This is a genomic window from Nocardia yamanashiensis NBRC 100130 (genome assembly GCF_001613325.1).
GTDB classification, from domain to species: domain Bacteria; phylum Actinomycetota; class Actinomycetes; order Mycobacteriales; family Mycobacteriaceae; genus Nocardia; species Nocardia yamanashiensis.
This window is the reverse complement of the sequence record NZ_BDCD01000011.1, coordinates 156,425-174,841: the sequence shown is the minus strand read 5'-3', so window position 1 is coordinate 174,841 and position 18,417 is coordinate 156,425. Positions and strand designations below refer to the sequence as shown.

Sequence of the window (18,417 nt, the reverse complement as noted above, 5' to 3'; positions counted from 1 at the left end):
AAGGGCGGGGGAATCAGGAGTGGCAAGTGATCGAGAACCTGGCGGTCGCCGGCGGTGGCGCCGGCGCGGGTGATCGCGCGGCGGATCCGGCCCTGGTGCGGCGTGTCCTCGGGGTGCGTTTGCGCCGGTTGCGGGAAGCGGCCGGAATCAGCGGCGAGACCGCGGGACTGGCCATCCGCGCCTCGCATTCCAAGATCAGCCGCCTGGAGGCCGGGCGGGTCGGTTTCCGGGCCATGGACATCGATGATCTGCTCACCCTCTACGGCGTGCACGACCCCGAGACCCGCGCCGAATACCTGGGGCTGGCCGAGCGCGCCAATGCGGTCGGGCAGTGGCAGGGCGGCGCGGATCTCACCACGGCGCGGCCCGACACCTATCTCGCACTGGAGGACGCCGCCGCGCTGATCCGTTGTTACGCACCGGGTTTGCTGCCCGAGCTGGTGTGGACGCCCTCCTACGCGCACACCGCGTTCGCGCTCGCGGGCAGCGATCCGGCGGCCGAGATCCAGCGCCGGGTGGAACTGCTGGTGCGGCGCCAGCGCCTGCTCACCCGCGCCGATCCGCCCCGGGTGTGGTTCGTGGTGGAGGAGGCGGCGCTGCGGCGGCCGCTCGGCGGGCCCGAGGTGCAGCAGGCGCAGCTCGACCATCTCGCCGCGCTCACCGAGCAGCCCAATGTGACCGTGCAGATCCTGCCCGACCACGTCGGCGGCCCCGCCATCAGCGAGACCGCTTTCACCCTCTTGCGTTTCGCCGCACCGGAATTGGGCGATATCGCACACCTGCGTCACCCCATCGGCGCGCAATTCCTGGACCGCACCGGCGAACTGGATCGGCTCAATGCCATCTGGGATCGGCTGTGCGTGTGCGCCGCCCCGCCCGAACGGACCGCCGGCTTCATCGCCGCGCTCCGGCCCATCGAACAGAACTGAGCACCCATGTCCGAGAGCACCGCCGGCACGCCCCTGCCGATCGAGATCGACACCACCGTCCCGCACGAGGCCCGCGTCTACGACTACTGGCTGGGCGGCAAGGAGAACTATCCCGCCGACCGCGCTCTCGGCGACGCCATCGCCCAGCACGTGCCCACCATCAAGACCATGGCCCGCGCCAACCGCGCCTTCCTGACCCGCGCCGTCCGCTACCTGGTCGCCGAGGCCGGCATCAAACAGTTCCTCGACATCGGCACCGGCATCCCCACCGCCGGCAACACCCACGAGGTGGCGCAGGACCTGGACCCCAACACCCGCGTCGTCTACGTCGACAAGGACCCCATCGTCCTGGCCCACGCCCGCGCCCTCATGGCCAGCACCCCGCAGGGCCGCACCCGCTTCATCCACGCCGACCTGCACGACCCGGCCTCGATCCTGGACAATCCCGATCTCACCGGCACCCTCGACCTGAACGAACCGGTGGCCATCATGCTGGTCGCCATCATGATGTACTTCCGCGACGAGGATCAGCCCCTGGAGATCATCACGCGCCTGCTGGACGCCGTCCCCAGCGGCAGCTACCTCGTGATCACCCACCCCACAGCCGATTTCGCCCCGGAAGCCATGGCGGGTGTGAAAGCCGCCGCCGAATCCTCCGGCATCGTCTTCCACCCGCGCAGCAAATCCGACACCGGTGACCTGTTCACCGGCACCACCCTGGTAGACCCCGGCCTCGTCCCCGTGGCCACCTGGCGGCCCGAACTCACCGATCGCCCCACCGCGGTCGCCGACGCCGAAAGCGCTTGGTACTGGGCGGGTATCGGCCGCAAGCCCTGAGGCTTCAGGACTCCAGCTTCTTCAGCGCCTTCTGGACGGTGAGGAAGGTGCGGGTGGTGATGTCCTTGCCGTAGAACTTCTCGACCACCGCCATGAAATTGGTGGTGGACGGGTTGGTGTTGTCGATGACGCTGAGCAGGGCGGCGGCGTCGCGGTCGAAGCCGACGAGGCGGATGGCGTCCATCTTGCCGGCCACCTCGTCGGGCACGCCGGCGGCGGGATCGCGGACGAAGGTGACGGTCAGATAGGTTTCGCGGCAGTGGGTGAGGCCGGCGAAGGGATCGGAATCGACCAGGTCGCGGAGTTGCTCGCGGGTGCGGATCAGGGTGCCGCCGGGGATGCCCAGTTCGGCGTTGAGGGCCCGCTGGATGCGCGATTCCAGGTCGGGGACATCGGATTCGGGGCTGTGGAAGGTGACATTGCCGCTGGAGAGCAGGGTGTTCACCCGCTCGAAGCCGAGGCCCTCGAACACGCCGCGCAGCTTCTCGTTACGCATGTTCGGGTTCGAGGGCATGATGCCGCGCAGGAACGCCGCGTAGCCGTTCACGACGACCGGCCCGTCACGACGCGACCGCGCCGTTCTTCTTGCGTTCGATGTCCGCCAGGGCGGCAAGGTATTCGGCGCGCTGGTCCGCGGCGGCGTCCCAGGCGTCCTTGCGGTTCTTGACGGCGCGGGCGGGGGCGCCGACGCAGATGCTGTAGTCGGGGTAATCGCCCTTGACCACGGCGTGCGCGCCCAGCACGCAGCCGCGGCCGACGCGGGTGGAGCGCAGCACGGTGACCTTGGCGGCGATCCAGGTGTCGGGGCCGATGCGCACCGGGGACTTCACGATGCCCTGATCCTTGATGGGCATATTGATGTCGTCGGTGACATGGTCGAAATCGCAGATGTAGCACCAGTCGGCGACCAGGGTGGATTCGCCGATCTCGATATCGAGGTAGGTGTTGACGACATTGTCCTTGCCGAACACCACCTTGTCGCCGATGCGCAGCGAACCCTCGTGGCAGCGGATGGCATTGCCGTCGCCGATGTGCACCCAGCGGCCGATCTCCAGGCGCGCGAACTCCGGCGTCGCGTGCACCTCGACGTTCTTGCCGAGGAAGACCATGCCGCGCAGCACGATGTGCGGGTTGGCCATCTTGAACTTCCAGAGCCGGTAGTACCGGACCAGATACCAGGGGGTGTAGGCGCGGTTCGCGAGCACCCATTTGAGCGAGGCCACGGTCAGGAAGCGGGCCTGCTCGGGATCCCGGCGACGCGAACCCTTCCACCGCGAGCGCAACGGTGCGCCCCACATGCTCGTCACGAACTTGCTCCTACAGTCCTCGGGCCGTTTAGACGAGGGTATCGGTCCCCGCCTCGGGGCACGAACGTAGGCTATGCCCCGGCTGTGTGAGCTCGAGTGTGACCATCCCGTCCGGCCGCGCGTGAACACCGCACCAGCCCGAGAGCAAACCACAGACTCCGTACTGGCAGAAGGGACATCGGCAAGTGCGAATGGGGAGCGGTATCCGGGCATTGGCGATCGCCGCCGCGGGAGTGTTCGCGGCGAGCGCCTGCGGTAGCACCACGGTCGACGATATCCGGGTCGGGCCGGGGGACGGCTGGCCGCTCGCCATGCACGATGCGCGCAACAGCGGCAGCAGCCCGGTGACCGGGTCGCGGGCGCTGGCCCTGAACTGGCAGCGGCCGATCGGCGGGCCGGTGGCCGCGCCGGTGACGGTCGGGCCGGACGGGCAGCTGTTCGTCACCACGCGCACCGGATCCTGCAATATCTTCTCCTTCCAGATGCCGACCGGGCGCAAACGCTTCTGTAACCCGATGGGGTACAACGCCATCGACGGCGGGGCGGCCGTGGACGGGGCCACCAATGTGTATGTCGGCGACGACGGCGGGGTGAACGCCTACAACGCGCTCGGGCAGCCGCGCTGGCGCACCCAGGCGGCGGGGGTGCCGGTGTCGGTGCAGTTCACCGGCGACGGGAACGTGCTGTCGGTGACCCAGCTCGGGCAGGTGGACGTGCTGAGCCGGCAGACCGGCGAGCGGCGGGTGTCGAGCTTCCAGCTGCTCGGCGAACCGGACTTCATGGCCAATCCGGGATTGAACCGGCCGCCGGACGGGCAGGGGCTCGAGGACTGCGCCGAGGGCGGGCCGCAGTGCCCGGTGGCGAATGTGTCGGCGGTCGACGAGAAGTCCGGGCGGTTCTACGCGACGGTGTGGCGGCCGGGTCAGGGCACGGCCGAGCTGGTCGCGCTGACCTACGACGGCAAGGAGATTCGCCGGGACTGGAGCGCGCAGATGCTCAACGGCGGCAGTGCTACCTCCCCGGCTCTGTCCAAGGACGGGTCCACGCTCTACGTGGGCGACAACAGCAATCAGCTGCTGGCGGTCGATACCTCCGACGGGCGCACCAAATGGGTGCAGAAACTGGACTTCGCGCCGCGCGGAGCCATCTCGGTCACCGACGGCATGCTGATTCCCGCCGGTGACGACGGGCATCTGATGGCGATTCACGATCGCGGCGACAAGGCCGAGATCGCTTGGGAGCGCAAGGATCTCGCGCTACGCGGGCGGCCGGTGCAGACCGGCGGCAATACCGGTTACACGGTCGCCCCGATCGGCGACGGCCTGACCCTGGTCACCTTCGACACCCGTTCCGGCGCGACCGTCGACTCCGATGACATGCCGGGCGCGGAAGGCACCACGGTCGGCACCGCGATCAGCAAGGACGGGGATGTCGTGGTGACGACCCGCATCGGCGAACTGTTCGTCTTCAAACCGGAGAAGTAGCAACAACTCTCGCAGCTGTCAGAGGCTTCGCCGCCGGCGGTGATTACTGCCGGGCGGCGGCGATGGCGTCCACGTTGGTGGCGATGCGGCGGAGCTGGTCGATCAGGGTGTCGTAATCGGCGCGGGTCAAGCCTTCGATGGTGGCGGCGCGTTCGGTGTCGATTCGTTCGGCGAGGCCGGTGTATTCGGTGCGGCCGAGGTCGGTGAGAGCGTAGGCGCCTGTGGGGTCGAGGACCAACCAGCCGCGGGCCGCCAGGGGGTCGAGCAGGCCGGCGACGGTGGGGGTATCGGCGTCGAGGAACGGGGCCAGTGCGTGGTCGAGGTCTGGCAGGTGGAGGGGGCCGCGGGCGAGCGTGTTCATGATCTGCCATTGGCGGCGTACCACGCCCTTCGATTCGAGGAGGGCGGCGAAGTTGGCTTCGAGGCCGTTGTGGATGTGGATCAGCCAGTAGCCCAGGGGTTTCGGGGTGTCGGTCATGACCGTGCTCCAATACTTGTCAAATTACATTTATATGTAGTTTAGCAAGTACTTGTAGGATGACAAGGGTGAGCGATCCCGCCATCGAAGCCATCGAGCGCGCCATGGTGGCCGTGCGCCGCAATCAGACTCGCCGGGCGCTCAATCGGATCGGCGCGCAGACCGGTGGGCCGGGCATCGACCCCACGCTCTTCGCGGTGCTCGATGCCGTCGAGGCGCGGTCCGAGGAAGCGACCGTGTCCGATATCGCCACGGCGCTCGGGGTCGATCAGCCGCGCGCCAGCCGGCTGGTGGCCAAGGCGGTCGCGGACGGATTGCTGGAACGGCATGCCGATCAATCGGATGCGCGGCGGGTGCTGCTGCGGCTGACGCGGCGCGCTCGCGGGGTGCTCGAGCACGCGCATGCCACCCGGCAGGCGGTGTTCGCACGCACCACCGCGCACTGGAGCGCCCGCGATCGCGACGAATTCGCCCGGCTGCTCACCAGATTCGTGGCCGACTTCGAGACGACCGTGGGGACGCCCGCCGACGACTAGTCGGGGCGCTGCGCCTCGTAGACGGCGGTGGCGCGGGCGAGCAGGTCGACCAGGGTCGCGAATTCCGCCGCGGTGAACTCGGCGGCGACGGCGCGTTCTACGCGGGTGCCCGCGCGGTCGGCTTCGCGCAGGACCTTCGCGCCCTCGTCGGTGAGCCGGGTTTCCAGCACGTTCTTGTGCCAGGCGTGCTGGGTGCGCTCGATCAGGCCGCGGTCGCGCAGATTGGCGAGCACGGTGTTCATGGTGGGCGGGGTGACGCCGCATTGACGCGCCAGGGCGGCGGCGGAAATGCCGGGGTTGTCGCTGAGCACGAGCAGGGCCGCGTACTGGGGGACCGTCACCCCGGCCGGTTTGAGCACCGCCGTCTTCGTCGCCTGCAAAGCCTGCTCGGCGCGCTTGATGTGGGAGCCCAGGCGCTCTTCGGCAGGCATCGTCATACGCGCATCCTATTCGACCCTCACGATGGTTCGTACATTGACAATCATTAGAACTCTAATCTACGTTAGCCATCGTTCGATGATGTCGCCTCACATGAGGCGCTACCGAGAGGTCCGAGATGTTCTCCGCCAACCGCCGTTTCGCCGGGCTGTTCGCCGCGGCCACCGCGCTCGCCCTCGCGGCCTGCGGCAATACCGATGCCACCGGCGGCAGCCCGTCGGCCACCGCCACCGCGCCCACGATCGGCACGGCGTTCGAACTGCCCGAGGAACGCGCCTATCCCGAGGGCATCGCGGTCGACGCCCGCACCGGGGACACCTATGTCGGTTCGTTCACCAACGGCGCGGTCTATCGCGCGGCCGCCGGGCAGCAGCGCGCGGAGGTCTTCCTGCCCGCCGGAACCGACGGGAGGCAGACCGCCAACGGCTTGCGGGTGGATGCGGCCGGGCGGCTCTGGGTCACCGACCACACCGCCGGGGTCGCGGTGTACGACACCGGGACTCGCAAGCTGATCGCGCGGTTCGACGCACCCGCCGGGGCGCAGCCGTTCATCAACGATCTCGCCGAAACCCCGGACGGCAGCATGTATCTCACCGACAGCGTGCGGCCGGTGGTGTATCGGGTGACCGCGCAGCAGGTCACCGAGGCCGCCGCGCAGGGCGGCCGGGGCGTATTGACCCAGTACGCGGATCTGAGCGCCGCGAACGGGGCCGGTGCGCCGAGTCCCAAGCTGCTCAACGGCATCGTGGCCGATCCCTCCGGCCGCTTCCTGCTGGTGGTGGATATGGGCCCGGGCGAGCTGTACCGGATCGGATTGGGCGAGCAGCCCGCGATCGGCAAGGTGAGCTTGCGCGGCGCGAACATGGTCGACGGCGACGGCCTGGAACTGCGCGGCGACACCCTCTGGGTGGTGCACAACAGGTCGAACGCGGTGAGCCGCTGGAAGATCGACGCCGACGGGACCGCCGCCGAACAGCAGCAGCGGGTCACCGACGAAGCCCTGCGCATTCCGACCACCATGGCGCACAACGGGAATCGCCTGCTGGTGGTGGTCTCCCAGTTCGACCGCGGCGGGCCGATGGGCGAAGGCGCCCCGAGCAATCCGTTCCGCGTGGTCGAAGTCTCGGGCATCTGACCCGCGAAACAAGCCGACAGTTCAGAAAGTTGCAGACGAAATGACCGACGCAGTGATTCCCGACAGCCACACCGACCTGCTCACCCGTCCCCTGTTCGCGCATCTGGCCACGCTCAATCCCGATGGCACGCCGCAGGTTACACCGATCTGGCAGGTGTACGACGGCGAGTTCATCCGGTTCACCACGACCACGAACCGGGCCAAGCACCGCAATACGGCGGCCGATCCGAATGTCGCGGTGAGCATCAACGATCCGGACGCCCCGTACCGCTATCTGGAGGTACGCGGCGTCATCGAACGGATCGAACCGGATCCGGAGGGCGACTTCTTCGACCTACTGGCGCGGCGCTACGGCCTGCCGTACGACCGGCCGGTCCCCGACCATCCGCGCCGGGTCGTGCTCGTCATGCGCCCCACGCACGCCACCTACCAGTAGGCCGCGCGCTCGCCGCCATCAGCCGGCGGACGGCGTGGCGCAGAGGAAAACCGTTGCCGTGCGGCCGATTCGGGTGATGACCAGGGTATGCGGGGTCGCGCCCTTCGGCTTCAGTTTCGCGCGCAGTGCGTCCGGGTCGAGATCGACTCCGCGCGTGAGGATTTCCAGCGGACCGCAGTCACGGCGATGCAGTTCGGCACGCAGCGGCTTCTCCCGGAATTCCATCCGGTCGAGAATGCGGAAGCCGCGCACGCCCTCCGGGACCGTGTCGCCGGTCAGATAGGCGATCCGGGGATCCAACTGCCACAGGCCGTGTTTCGCGGCGTAGTGGCGCACCAGGCCCGCGCGCACGACCGCCCCGTCCGGGTCCACGATCCACTCCCCCGGCTCCCGTTCCGGGATGTCGTCGGGATCGGCATCGGTGAGGTGCCAAGGCTTTCCGGTGGACGACAGCACGCTCGCCCGGCGGGTGACGCCCGGCTCCGCCAATCCCGGTGACCACAGGCAGGCTTCGCGGACCGCGCCGTCCAGGGAGACGATCTCGACTTCTCCCGCCCAGGCGAGTTTGTCGAAATCCAGTCCGGGAGCGCATTTCACGGCCAGATCCCGGCCCGCGTACGCGTCCAGGAGGTCCGGCAGCGGGGGTTGCAGCTTCGCCGGGTCATGCGTGCGGCGGCCGTCGGCGCGGCGGGCCGGATCGGCGATCACCACCTCGGCGGTGCTGCACGGCACGAGCGCATCCGCCTTCGCCAGCATGACCGCACCCCTCGCCATCCCGGCCTGCTGCCAGCCGGGATCCACTGCCGCCGTGTGGATTCCGGATCCCGCGCCGAAAGGCGGTACGCCGAGGTTGTGAGCAGCCATGGCCAGGCGGATTTCATCGAGGTCACTGCCGATCACGGCGGGGCAGGTGCGGGACAACTCCGCCAGTTCCGCGCCGATCGAGCAGGTGACGTCGTGGACGGTGCGGCCGGCCAGTCGTTCGGCGCGATGCCGGGCGACGGCGCTCGGCGTCGCCTGCTGGAGCGCGTCGTCGGTGAACAACCACTCCCCGGCCCCGGCGAGTTTGGCGGCGGCACGGCGGCGCAGGCGGACGGTTTCCACCAGGGCGGCCGCGTGCTCGGCGTGGGTGCGGCGGATCTGCTCGAGATCGCGCAGCAGCGACGCCGGGGTGAGCGCGAATCCGTCGAGCTCGGTCAGCGCGGCCGAACCGGCCGCGCTGCCGAGGAAGGCGACGTCGTCGCGAGAGAAGGCGTAGCCCAAGGGAATTCGCCGGTGCTCGGACTACTTCGCGGAAGCGCCGGGCTTCACGCCGGTGATCATGGCGTTGTAGAAGAACTGGCGCGGCACCACGTGGCGCAGCACCTTCTCGTCCAGCTTCGACAGCGCCAGCCAAGCCTTGTACTGCGCCATGCGGTAACCGATGGTCAGCTTCTCCTCCGGCACGGCGGCCTCGAAGGTGCGCACCGGCCAGCCCCACAGCGCGGCGGCGAACTCTTCGGTCTCGGCGTGCACGTCGACCGCGCCCGCGCTGGTCGCCATGCGCTCCAGGTCGGCCGGATCGAAGGTGTGCAGGTCGACCACGGCCTCCAGGGCGGCGGCGCGGGAGGACTCGTCCAATTCCTCCTGCGGGCGACGCCAGCCGGACAGGAACGGCAGCTTGGTGACGTTGGTGGTGATCTTCCAGGTGACCTGGCCGAGGCGACGGGCGTAGATATTGCCGATGGTGGTCGGCTCGCCCGCGAACACGAACCGGCCGCCGGGCTTGAGCACCCGCAGGCATTCCTTGAGCGCCAGCTCGACGTCCGGAATGTGGTGCAGCACAGCGTGACCCACGACGAGGTCGAAGGTGTCGTCCTCGTAGGGGATGGTCTCGGCGTCGGCGACGCGGCCGTCGACGTCCAGGCCCAGGTTCTGGGCGTTGCGGGTGGCGACCTTGACCATGCCCGGGGACAGGTCGGTGACCGATCCGGTCTTGGCCACGCCGCCCTGCATGAGGTTCAGCAGGAAGAAGCCGGTGCCGCAACCGAGTTCGAGAGCCCGCTCGTAGGGCAGGTTGGCATCGGGCGCGACGGCGTCGAAACGGCCGCGCGCGTACTCGATGCAACGCTCGTCATAGGAGATGGACCACTTGTCGTCGTAGGTCTCCGCCTCCCAGTCGTGATACAGCACCTGGGCGAGCTTGTTGTCGGAATACGCGGCCTGGACCTCCGCCTCGGTGGCGTGCGGGTTCGGCGCGGGGTCTTCAGGACGAGCTGTCATAACAGGGCAGCCTAATGAACGCCCCGGTAGGCAGTGTTATCGGGCCGGTTATCGGCCGGTGAAGCGGGCCACTCCCGGGCCATTGTCCAAATAGGAACGTGTTCCAACCTGCTGATCTTCGGTGCCGAACAGCCGCACCCACTCGGTGCGGGCCCGGTCGTGGCCGTGCGTACCGGCCTCGAAGACGCGTTTCGCGGCGGCCAGCGCGAGGGTCGGGGCGCCGGTGAATTGCCTGGCCCAGCGCAGTGCGGCCTGGAAAACGTCGTCCGGTGCGACGACCTCGTCGACCAGGCCGATGCGCTCGGCTTCCTTCGGGTCGACGAAGCGGCCGGAGTAGACCAGATCCTTGGCCTTGGACGGGCCGACGAGCAGGCTCAGGCGGCGGATGCCGGAGAGGGGGATCAGTCCGGCCTTGATCTGCGGCAGGCCCAGTTTCACGTTGTCGCCGATGATGCGATGGTCGGCGCCGAGGGCCAGCTCGAGGCCCGCGCCCAGGGCGTAGCCGGAGATGGCGGCGACGGTCGGCTGCGGGAGCTTGGCGAGGGCGCCCAGCGCCTGCTGAAAATCCTTCACGATGGCTTCGGCCTGTTCGGGGGTGAGGTCGGCCAGCTCGGCCATCTCGTCTCCCGCGGAGAACACCCGCTCGTCCCCGTACACGATCACGGCCGAGACCCCCGGATCGTTGCCGATCTCCTCCGCCGCGGCGGCGACTTCCAGCGCCACCTGCAAGTCGATGAGGTTCAACGGCGGGCGTGCGATGCGCAGGACGGCGATCCCTTGCTCGACACTCCGGTCCACGGTCACGAATTCGGCCACAGCTGAACACAGTAAGGGAAGGGAATGTGGGGGCTTCGCCCCCACACCCCCAAAGGGAGGGAGGTTACGGGGGCGCTGCCCCCGAACCCCCGATGAGTGGGCCGGGGGCGCCCCGCCTTGTCATACGCGGTCGGACCCGGCACCACTGCAACTAGGGCAAGCGGGCGGCGGCCGCGCGGCCACCCGCATGCCACGCGGCCACCCGCATGCCGCGGGGCTGACCCGCACACCGCAGGGTTGATCGCCGCGCCGGTACCCGCGTGCCGCAGGGTGCTACTCCGGGCGCTGGGAGCCGCGGAGGCGGGCTTCCTTCGGGAGGTCGGCGAAGTACTGTTCGGCGTTCGGGAAGGCGAGGGCGGGGCCGTCGGCTTCCGGGTCGTAGATGGGCATGATGGGGGAGATTTCGCGGGTGGCGGCGAGAATCTCTGTGGTGGAGGGGAATTCGGCGATGGCGACCAGCTGGGTCCAGGTGGGCGGGAGCAGGACGTCGAGGCCGTCGCGCCAGCGGGTGATGGCTTCCTCGGGGGTGGACCAGGTGACGACTTCGGCTTCCGACGTCGCGCCGTCGGCCAGCTGGCCTTCTGGGAGCACCGCGACGAAGAAGCGGGTGTCGTAGCGGCGGGGCTCGACTTCGGGGGTGATCCAGTGATCCCAGGGGCGCAGCAGGTCGGCGCGCAGGACCAGATGCTCGCGCTGGAGGAAGTCGGCGAACGAGAGCTCGCGGCGTTCCAGCTGGCCGCGGGCCGCGGCGTAGACCGAGGTATCGGAGACGACCGTTTCGGCGGTGGGGCCGGCGAGCAGGACGCCGCATTCTTCGAAGGTTTCGCGGACGGCCGCGCAGACCAGTGCCTGGGCGCGGCCCGCATCGGTACCGAAACGCGCTGCCCACCAGGCGGGTTCGGGGCCGGCCCAGTCCAGGGTGGCCGCCGCGTCGGACGGATCGACGCCGCCGCCGGGGAAGACGGTCATGCCGGCGGCGAACGCCATCGCATTGACGCGCCGCTGCAGGAAAACTTCGGGTCCGCGCGCTCCGTCGCGCACCAGCACGACCGTGGAGGCGTCCTTGATGGGCGCGACAGCGGGCTGGGAAACGGTCTCACTCACGCTTCGCACCATAACCGGTGCCACCGCGCAGGGACAGAACCTGGTTCGGTCAGCACCGACCACGGTTCGCGCGGCGGGTCAGGCGGGGACGGCGGCGAGGTCGGCGCGGCGGGCGGCGGAGCGCGCGAAGCCGGCCCACAGCGCGGCGGCCACCAGCATTGCGGCGCAACCGATTCCGCACACCAGGCCCCAGCCGCCGGCCTGGTAGGCGACGCCTGCGGTGACCGAGCCCGCGACTCCGCCCAGGAAGTAGGTGACCATGTACGCGGTGGTCAGGCGGCTGCGGGCGGCCGGATCTAGGGCGTAGATGGCGCTTTGATTGGTGAGATGCGTGGCCTGGATGCCGAAGTCGAACACCACCAGGGCCAGGATCAGCACGATCACCTGGTGCGCGCCCGCGGCGAGCAGCACCCAGCCGAGCAGCACGGTCGCCAGCGCACCGGAGGTCACCGCGCGCAGGTAACCGCGATCGGCGAGCCGGCCCACCAGCGGCGCGCCCAGGGCTCCGGCGACGCCCGCGAGCCCGAACAATCCGATGGCGAATTCCGAATAGCCGTAAGTGCTCCCGTGCTCACCGCTGAGCAGGAACGCGATGGCCGTCCACACACCCGAGAAGCTCGCCATCAGGAAGAACCCGAGCAGCATGCGCTGCCGCAGCACCGGATGCACGCGAATCAGCCCGAGGATCGAGGCCAGCACCTCGGGATACCGCTCCTCGGCGGCGGCCCGTCCCGTCGTGGGCACGAGCAGGTACACGCTCACCGACATGAGCAGCTGGATGCCCGCCGCGACCACCAGCACCGCCCGCCAGCCGCCCAGTTCCGCGACCGCCCCGGACAGCACCCGCGACAGCAGAATGCCCAGCAGCAGCCCGCTCATCACGGTGCCGACGATCTGCCCGCGATGCTCGGGCGCGGCCAGCGCCGCCGACCACGGCACCACGATCTGCGCCGCCGACGCGCTCACCCCGGTCACGAACACGGCCGCCAGCAGCAGCGGCAGATTCGGCGCGGCGGCGGAAACGGCAAGCGCCGCAACCGAAACCGCGAGCAGTGCGGGCACCAGCCGGCGGCGCTCCAGGAAATCCCCGAGCGGCACCAGCAGCGCCAGCCCGCTCAGATAGCCGATCTGCGCGGCGCTCACCAGCAGCGCGGCGGTCGCGGAGGAGACGCCCAGGTCGCTCGCGACCTGCGGCAGCAGCGGTTGCAGGTAGTAGAGGCAGGCGGCGGACGAGCCCGCGGTGACGGCGAAGACCAGCACCGTGAGCCGGGACAGGTGGACGCTGGGGGCGGCGGAAACACTCACGTCATCCATGGTCCGACGGCGGCGGAATCAATGGAAGCGATGAGTTTCGATACACCCATCTACAGCTCAGATAGTGCCAGCTAGGCTCGATGCCATGGAGATTCGCCAGATCGAATGCTTCCTGGCCTGCGAGGACAACCGCTCCTTCACCGCCGCCGCCCGCGCCCTGAACCTGGTGCAGTCGGCGGTCTCGACGAGCGTGGCGAAACTCGAGCACGAACTCGGCGCGCGCCTGTTCGACCGCACCCCCGGCGGCCTGGAGCTGACCGAGGCGGGGCAGGCCGCGCTGGGTCCGGCGCGCGATATGCTGCGCGCCCGCCACGACATCGTCGACGGAATCGAGTTGTCGCGGGGCCGGATTCGCGGCGAGGTGGTCGTCGGCAATCTGCTCCATGCCCACACCGTCGACCTGGCGGCCGCCATCGCGGAGTTGCGGCGGCGGTATCCGGAGGTGACCTTGCGGATGCGGCAGAGCATGACCGGCATGGCGGGCAATATCGCCGGATTGCGGGACGGCAGCCTGGAAATCGCGCTGCTGGCCGGTATGACCACGGAGCTGGCTGGGCTCACCCAGCACGCGATCAGCGCGGAATCGCTGGTGCTGTGCACCGCCCCGGAGCATCCGCTGGCCGGGCGGGCGTTCACGTCCGCGGACCTCGCGGGCATGCGCTTCATCGACTATGCGCCGGGCTGGGGCATTCGCGCGATCGCCGACGAGCTGTTCCCCGACCGGAATCCGGTGATCGAAGTGGCGGACCAGGTATTCGCACTGGAATTGGCGGCCAAGGACTTCGGCGTCACCCTGGCCCAGCGTTCGGTCGCGGAGCGCGCCGCGGGCATCGCGTTCGCCGAGCGCGCCGATGCGCCGATCCCCTGGCTGGTGACCGTCGGCCACGATGCCCGGCGCACCCCCTCCAATGCCGCCCGCACCGTCATCGCGATCCTGCGCGCATACGGCGCCCGGGTCAGTCGGTGAGCCGCACCGACCCCAGCCGCGAGTCGATCACGAAGGGCGCGTTGGCATCCGAGCGCCGCGTCCAGGTGCTCCGCACCTTCCCGGTCCGATAGTCCTGCACCTGACTCACCACCGTCCCAGTGTCGTCGTCCGCCCAGGTAACCAGGAAAATGCCGGCTTCGATGGGTTCGATCACCACCGCGGCCGTGGTCTTGCGCCCGGTATCGGCGGCCACGTACGTGAGATGGCGGCCGTCCTCGGCGAAAACGGCGGTGCCCCCCGGACCACTGTCATAGGTGAGCTGCACCGTCCTGCCGCGTAGATCCGGCGGAATCGCGGCCGGACTCATGCCCTCCGCGGACTCGGAAGCCGAAACCCGGTGCGGCGGTGCCGGATCCGCGGAGCAGGCCGTCGTGACGAGTGCGACGGCCATGAGTAGCACCGCGCCGACCATGCGTCCCAACCCCTGCTCCCTCCACCCATCGCCCATTTGCCGACAGTTTGCCCGCCGCGCGCCACAGATGCAATGGCGCACGCCGCAACAAACCCGCGAACCGATGCGAGCAAGCGGAATCCCAACCTGTCCGGGGTTTCAGGGGCTTGCCCCTGAGGACCCCAGGAGTGGGACCTACTCAGCGGGTGCGGTGCCGTCCGAAACGCTGTGAGCGGCGGGCGAAATAGCGGCCGTCGATGCGGTCGAGGGTGATCGACTGGTGGAATGCCTCGCTCAGGTTCTCGGCGGTGAGGACGTCCTCGAGCAGGCCCTGCGCAACCACGTTGCCCTCTTTGAGGAGCATGCCGTGGGTGAAGCCGGGCGGAATCTCCTCGACGTGATGGGTGACCAGGACGGTGGCGGGCGCGTCCGGGTCGGCCGCCAGATCACCGAGGCGTTCGACCAGTTCCTCCCGGCCGCCGAGGTCGAGCCCCGCGGCGGGTTCGTCGAGCAGGAGCAGTTCCGGATCGGTCATCAGCGCCCGGGCGATGAGCACCCGCTTGCGCTCCCCCTCCGACAGCGTCCCGTAGGCGCGATCGGAAAGATGTTCCGCCCCCAGGCTTTCCAGAATATCCACGGCCCGGTCGTTGTCGATCTCGTCGTAGCGTTCCCGCCAGCGCCCCATCACGCCGTATCCGGCCGACACCACCAGATCGCCGACCTTCTCGTCCACCGGCACCCGGCTGGCGATGGCGGCGGAGGACAGTCCGATGCGCGGGCGTAGCTCGTTCATATCCACTTTGCCGAGCGTCTCGCCGAGCAGGTTGGCGTTCCCCGAGGTCGGGAACATCTCGGCCGCGGCCATGCGCAGCAGTGACGTCTTCCCGGCGCCGTTGGGGCCGAGCACAACCCAGCGTTCGTCGAGCTCCACCTGCCAGGTGACCGGCCCGACCAGGGTATGGCCGGAGCGTCGGACGGTGACGTCACTGAAATCGATGAGCAGATCTGGATCCGGTTGCGGCACGGGGTCCATCTTGGCTCACCGTCCCCGGCGATCGTCAACGTGGTGGGAAAACTTGCGATAGATCGTCGCTGCGGTCTTGTTTGCCGCGAGCATCCGAGCTCGTGGACCGGAACATTCGAGCCAAGAGCAAGGCCGCCGGGATGGAGAGCAGCACCCACACGATGAGTATCACGATCAATGTAGTCATTTCCGTGTTTCCTCCGTCGGAAACTCGTGGCTCCGATCCTGGACCTGTCACTGCTACAAGTCGATACCCACAGCGCACATAAGCCAACCGCCCAACCGAACGGTCTGTCTCATGGACACCGGCTCAGCTCACCGCGGGCACCGCTATCACCGTCATGGATCCCGGAGCCACCTCGGTGAATCCGGCATCGCGCACCGCCACCGCCGTCCCGTCCTGCACCCGGCGGACCAGACCGGCCCAGTGCTCGGGACCGGATTCGGCGACGGTGCACCGGAAGCCCTGCGCGGCCCAGGAATACGCCTGCCCCACCGGCATGGCGCCGGCCAGCAGCATGCTCGCGTGCCCGACCTGCGCAGCGGCCTTACCCACAGTCATACCCAATTCGGCCTGTACCCACAGGACCGGATACCGCGTGTCGATCGAATCGAGTTCATCCGGCGGCAATTCGGTGCCGCCGATCTGCAACCGCCGAATGCGCGGATCGATGGCGCCCACCGGTCCCGGCACGAACGCACGGGCTTGCGCGCCTTCGTGTTCCACCGTGATGCCGTCCACCTCCTGGGCGGTCAGCCAGTGCGCGCCGCGCGCCCGCCGGGCCACCTTGCGAATCCGGGAGCGTTTCCAGGCCAGGTAGCGCTGCTCCCATTCGCCGTCCGGTCCCACCCGCGGATCCAGGCAGACCGCGACCGCGGCGGACGCGGCGGCGGCCAGCAGCGCGCTGCGGCGCGGCGGATCCTGTTTGGGTATGTGCAGCACCATCTGCATGGCCTGCACCAGGTCCGGATCGTCCGGATCGCCGCTGCCGCCGTAGCCGCGTGCCAATTCCGCGTGCCGGGCCGCGAATCCGGGATCGACGAGGGATTCGATGCTCGACACGCGTTGCTCCTTACTACTTCACGTTCACCGTCACCTGGAAGCGCTGGGCCGGTTCGACGCCTTGCTCCCAGGCCCGACGGTACTCGAGGGTGAGCCGGGTGGCACCCGGCCCGGCGGCCACGAAGTTCCAGATGGCCTTGCCGCCGACGCCGACCATGCCGTCCGGGCTTGGGTCCTGCTGATATTCGGGGCTGCCGTTGCGTTTGAGGATGTTCTGGTCGAGTTCGGTGAGTTCCCAGGCGAATCCGGTGGAGGGGTTGGCGTCCAGGGTGACGATCAGGCCTTGGCCGGGGACCAGGTCCACGTCCTTGCCGTTCGCGTCCTTGCCGATCTTCACCGCCTCGTGCTCGGCGGAGGTGGTGGTCAGCGGCGGGTTCGAAGTGGTCGGAATCGGTCCGGCGGTGCTGGAGCCGGCGGTGACCGTGACGGTCTCCGGGGTCGAGTTGTCCGAATCTTTGCCGCAGGCGGTCAGCGCCAAGCCGACCATGAGTACCGCCACTGGCGTCCGCACCCGCACGAACCGTCTCCTCTCGTCGGCAATCGCTGTCCGGACCACGGTACCGACCGGCTGGTTACGGTCGGTGCAGGTGAATCGGACGCGTCGCGCGGAGGGCTCAGTGCGGCAACGGCACTCGGCGCACACCACCGTCGCGGGCGTCGGCCGCCTCGACCTCGTCGCGGGTGACGCCGAGGATGAACAGGATGGCGTCCAGGTAGGGGTGCGAGAGGGCGGCGTCGGCGACCTCGCGCAGCGCGGGCTTGGCATTGAAGGCGATGCCCAGGCCGGCCGCGTTCAGCATGTCGATATCGTTCGCGCCGTCACCGACCGCCACGGTCTGCTCCATCGGCACACCGGTCTCGGCGGCGAAGCGGCGCAGCATGACGGCCTTGGCCTCGCGATCCACGATCTCGCCGACCACCTTGCCGGTGAGCTTGCCGTTGACGATCTCGAGCGTATTGGCCTGCACGAAGTCCAGTTCCAGCTCTTCGGCGAGCGGTTCGATGACCTGCCGGAAGCCGCCGGAGACCACGCCGCAGCGGAAACCGAGGCGGCGCAGGGTGCGGATGGTGGTGCGCGCGCCCGGGGTCAGCTCGATCTGATCGGCGACCTCGTCGATGACGGAGGCGTCCAGCCCGGCCAGGGTGGCGACGCGCTGCCGCAGCGATTCGGCGAAGTCGAGCTCGCCGCGCATGGCGGCCTCGGTGACCTGCCGGACTTCCTCTTCCACGCCCGCGTGCGCGGCCAGCATCTCGATGACCTCGCCCTGGATCAGGGTGGAGTCCACGTCGAACACGATGAGCCGCTTGGACCGCCGGGCCAGGCCCGCGCGCTCGACGGCCACATCGACGCTCTCCTTGGCGGCGACGGCGGACAGCGCGGTGCGCAGCTGGGTCTCGGTCTCGGCGTCGAGCGACGGAATCGTCACCGTCAGCTCCAGACCGGTGACCGGGTAGTCGGCGATGCCGCGAATGGCATCGATGTTCACGCCCTGCTCGGCGAGCTTGCGCGAGATGGCGGAGAAGGCGCGGGCGGTGACGGGGGAACCGAGCACCACGACCGCATGGGTCGAAAGCTTCGCCCCGGAGACCGAATTCGCGCCGATCTCGACATCGACATCCATGCCGACGGTGGCCATCGCGTCTTCCAGCTGATCCTGGAGGGCTTCCGGATCGGTCGGACAGGAAACCAGCACACCCAGGGTCAACCGCCCCCGAATGACCACCTGCTCCACATCCAGCAGACTCACCGCGTTATTGCTGAGTGCCGCCAGTAGCACCGACGTCACGCCCGGCTTGTCGGGTCCGGTGACCGTAACCAGAACCGTCGTCTCAGACGTGCTCAATCGATAACTCCGTTCTCGGGACTGGCGGCCC

The 18,417-nt window shown here is 69.0% G+C and carries 21 protein-coding genes; 7 read left to right on the top strand and 14 right to left on the bottom strand.

The window, feature by feature from the left end:
- The first annotated feature begins 26 nt into the window (after nt 1–26).
- Nucleotides 27–929, top strand: a complete 903-nt coding sequence (locus NY1_RS11435; RefSeq protein ID WP_084534866.1) for a helix-turn-helix domain-containing protein — start codon at nt 27–29, stop codon at nt 927–929.
- A 6-nt stretch (nt 930–935) separates the two neighbouring features.
- Entirely contained in the window at nt 936–1,766 is an 831-nt protein-coding gene (locus NY1_RS11430) for an SAM-dependent methyltransferase (protein WP_067710998.1), read from the top strand.
- A 4-nt stretch (nt 1,767–1,770) separates the two neighbouring features.
- Here NY1_RS11430 and NY1_RS11425 read toward each other — a convergent pair whose 3' ends face one another.
- Nucleotides 1,771–2,313, bottom strand: coding sequence for a DUF1697 domain-containing protein (locus tag NY1_RS11425; RefSeq protein WP_084534865.1), 543 nt, complete (start codon nt 2,311–2,313; stop codon nt 1,771–1,773).
- Between the two features lie 13 nt (nt 2,314–2,326).
- Nucleotides 2,327–3,073, bottom strand: a complete 747-nt coding sequence (locus tag NY1_RS11420) for an acyltransferase (RefSeq protein ID WP_067710996.1) — start codon at nt 3,071–3,073, stop codon at nt 2,327–2,329.
- 191 nt (nt 3,074–3,264) lie between these two features.
- Between NY1_RS11420 and NY1_RS11415 the strand changes: the two genes are divergently transcribed.
- Nucleotides 3,265–4,557 (top strand): outer membrane protein assembly factor BamB family protein, encoded by a 1,293-nt coding sequence (locus NY1_RS11415; RefSeq protein WP_067710994.1) that lies wholly within the window; start codon nt 3,265–3,267, stop codon nt 4,555–4,557.
- A 43-nt stretch (nt 4,558–4,600) separates the two neighbouring features.
- Here NY1_RS11415 and NY1_RS11410 read toward each other — a convergent pair whose 3' ends face one another.
- Nucleotides 4,601–5,035 carry a MarR family winged helix-turn-helix transcriptional regulator gene (locus NY1_RS11410; RefSeq protein WP_067710992.1) on the bottom strand — a complete coding sequence of 145 codons (435 nt, stop codon included), beginning with the start codon at nt 5,033–5,035 and terminating at the stop codon, nt 4,601–4,603.
- A gap of 68 nt (nt 5,036–5,103) precedes the next feature.
- Here NY1_RS11410 and NY1_RS11405 point away from each other — a divergent pair, with 68 nt between their 5' ends.
- Nucleotides 5,104–5,571, top strand: a complete 468-nt coding sequence (locus tag NY1_RS11405) for a MarR family winged helix-turn-helix transcriptional regulator (protein ID WP_233434285.1) — start codon at nt 5,104–5,106, stop codon at nt 5,569–5,571.
- Here NY1_RS11405 and NY1_RS11400 read toward each other — a convergent pair.
- Complete coding sequence (locus tag NY1_RS11400) at nt 5,568–6,008, bottom strand: MarR family winged helix-turn-helix transcriptional regulator (RefSeq protein ID WP_233434284.1); 441 nt, start codon at nt 6,006–6,008, stop codon at nt 5,568–5,570. The genes NY1_RS11405 and NY1_RS11400 overlap by 4 nt on opposite strands.
- 119 nt (nt 6,009–6,127) lie before the next feature.
- On the opposite strand from NY1_RS11400, the gene NY1_RS11395 reads away from it, so the two are divergent.
- On the top strand, nt 6,128–7,144 hold the full coding sequence (locus NY1_RS11395; RefSeq protein WP_067710986.1) for an SMP-30/gluconolactonase/LRE family protein: 1,017 nt from the start codon (nt 6,128–6,130) through the stop codon (nt 7,142–7,144).
- Between the two features lie 40 nt (nt 7,145–7,184).
- Nucleotides 7,185–7,580, top strand: coding sequence for a PPOX class F420-dependent oxidoreductase (locus NY1_RS11390; RefSeq protein WP_067710985.1), 396 nt, complete (start codon nt 7,185–7,187; stop codon nt 7,578–7,580).
- Between the two features lie 18 nt (nt 7,581–7,598).
- Here the strand turns inward: NY1_RS11390 and NY1_RS11385 are convergent, their stop codons facing one another.
- From NY1_RS11385 to NY1_RS11365, 5 genes are all read right to left on the bottom strand, one after another.
- Nucleotides 7,599–8,843 (bottom strand): class I SAM-dependent methyltransferase, encoded by a 1,245-nt coding sequence (locus NY1_RS11385; protein ID WP_067710984.1) that lies wholly within the window; start codon nt 8,841–8,843, stop codon nt 7,599–7,601.
- 21 nt (nt 8,844–8,864) lie between these two features.
- Nucleotides 8,865–9,842 (bottom strand): class I SAM-dependent methyltransferase, encoded by a 978-nt coding sequence (locus tag NY1_RS11380; RefSeq protein ID WP_067710983.1) that lies wholly within the window; start codon nt 9,840–9,842, stop codon nt 8,865–8,867.
- 48 nt (nt 9,843–9,890) lie between these two features.
- The gene (locus NY1_RS11375; protein ID WP_067710982.1) at nt 9,891–10,658 is read right to left on the bottom strand and encodes an enoyl-CoA hydratase-related protein; all 768 of its coding nucleotides are present in this window, start codon (nt 10,656–10,658) and stop codon (nt 9,891–9,893) included.
- Between the two features lie 273 nt (nt 10,659–10,931).
- A complete protein-coding gene (locus NY1_RS11370) occupies nt 10,932–11,774 on the bottom strand; it encodes an NUDIX hydrolase (protein ID WP_067710980.1) in 843 nt (280 codons plus the stop codon).
- A gap of 66 nt (nt 11,775–11,840) precedes the next feature.
- Nucleotides 11,841–13,076, bottom strand: coding sequence for an MFS transporter (locus NY1_RS11365; RefSeq protein WP_084534864.1), 1,236 nt, complete (start codon nt 13,074–13,076; stop codon nt 11,841–11,843).
- An 85-nt stretch (nt 13,077–13,161) separates the two neighbouring features.
- Here NY1_RS11365 and NY1_RS11360 point away from each other — a divergent pair, with 85 nt between their 5' ends.
- The gene (locus tag NY1_RS11360; RefSeq protein WP_067710974.1) at nt 13,162–14,043 is read left to right on the top strand and encodes a LysR family transcriptional regulator; all 882 of its coding nucleotides are present in this window, start codon (nt 13,162–13,164) and stop codon (nt 14,041–14,043) included.
- Here the strand turns inward: NY1_RS11360 and NY1_RS11355 are convergent.
- The 5 genes from NY1_RS11355 to serB form a co-directional block, all read right to left on the bottom strand.
- On the bottom strand, nt 14,033–14,476 hold the full coding sequence (locus NY1_RS11355) for a MoaF-related domain-containing protein (RefSeq protein WP_067710972.1): 444 nt from the start codon (nt 14,474–14,476) through the stop codon (nt 14,033–14,035). The genes NY1_RS11360 and NY1_RS11355 overlap by 11 nt on opposite strands.
- A 178-nt stretch (nt 14,477–14,654) precedes the next feature.
- Nucleotides 14,655–15,488 (bottom strand): ABC transporter ATP-binding protein, encoded by an 834-nt coding sequence (locus NY1_RS11350; protein WP_067710970.1) that lies wholly within the window; start codon nt 15,486–15,488, stop codon nt 14,655–14,657.
- Nucleotides 15,489–15,789: 301 nt separating this feature from the next.
- Nucleotides 15,790–16,542, bottom strand: coding sequence for a peptidyl-tRNA hydrolase (locus tag NY1_RS11345; protein WP_067710968.1), 753 nt, complete (start codon nt 16,540–16,542; stop codon nt 15,790–15,792).
- 13 nt (nt 16,543–16,555) lie between these two features.
- Entirely contained in the window at nt 16,556–17,059 is a 504-nt protein-coding gene (locus NY1_RS11340; RefSeq protein ID WP_157762157.1) for a protease inhibitor I42 family protein, read from the bottom strand.
- 97 nt (nt 17,060–17,156) lie between these two features.
- Entirely contained in the window at nt 17,157–18,386 is a 1,230-nt protein-coding gene (gene serB, locus NY1_RS11335; protein WP_067710964.1) for a phosphoserine phosphatase SerB, read from the bottom strand.
- Nucleotides 18,387–18,417: the final 31 nt, after the last annotated feature.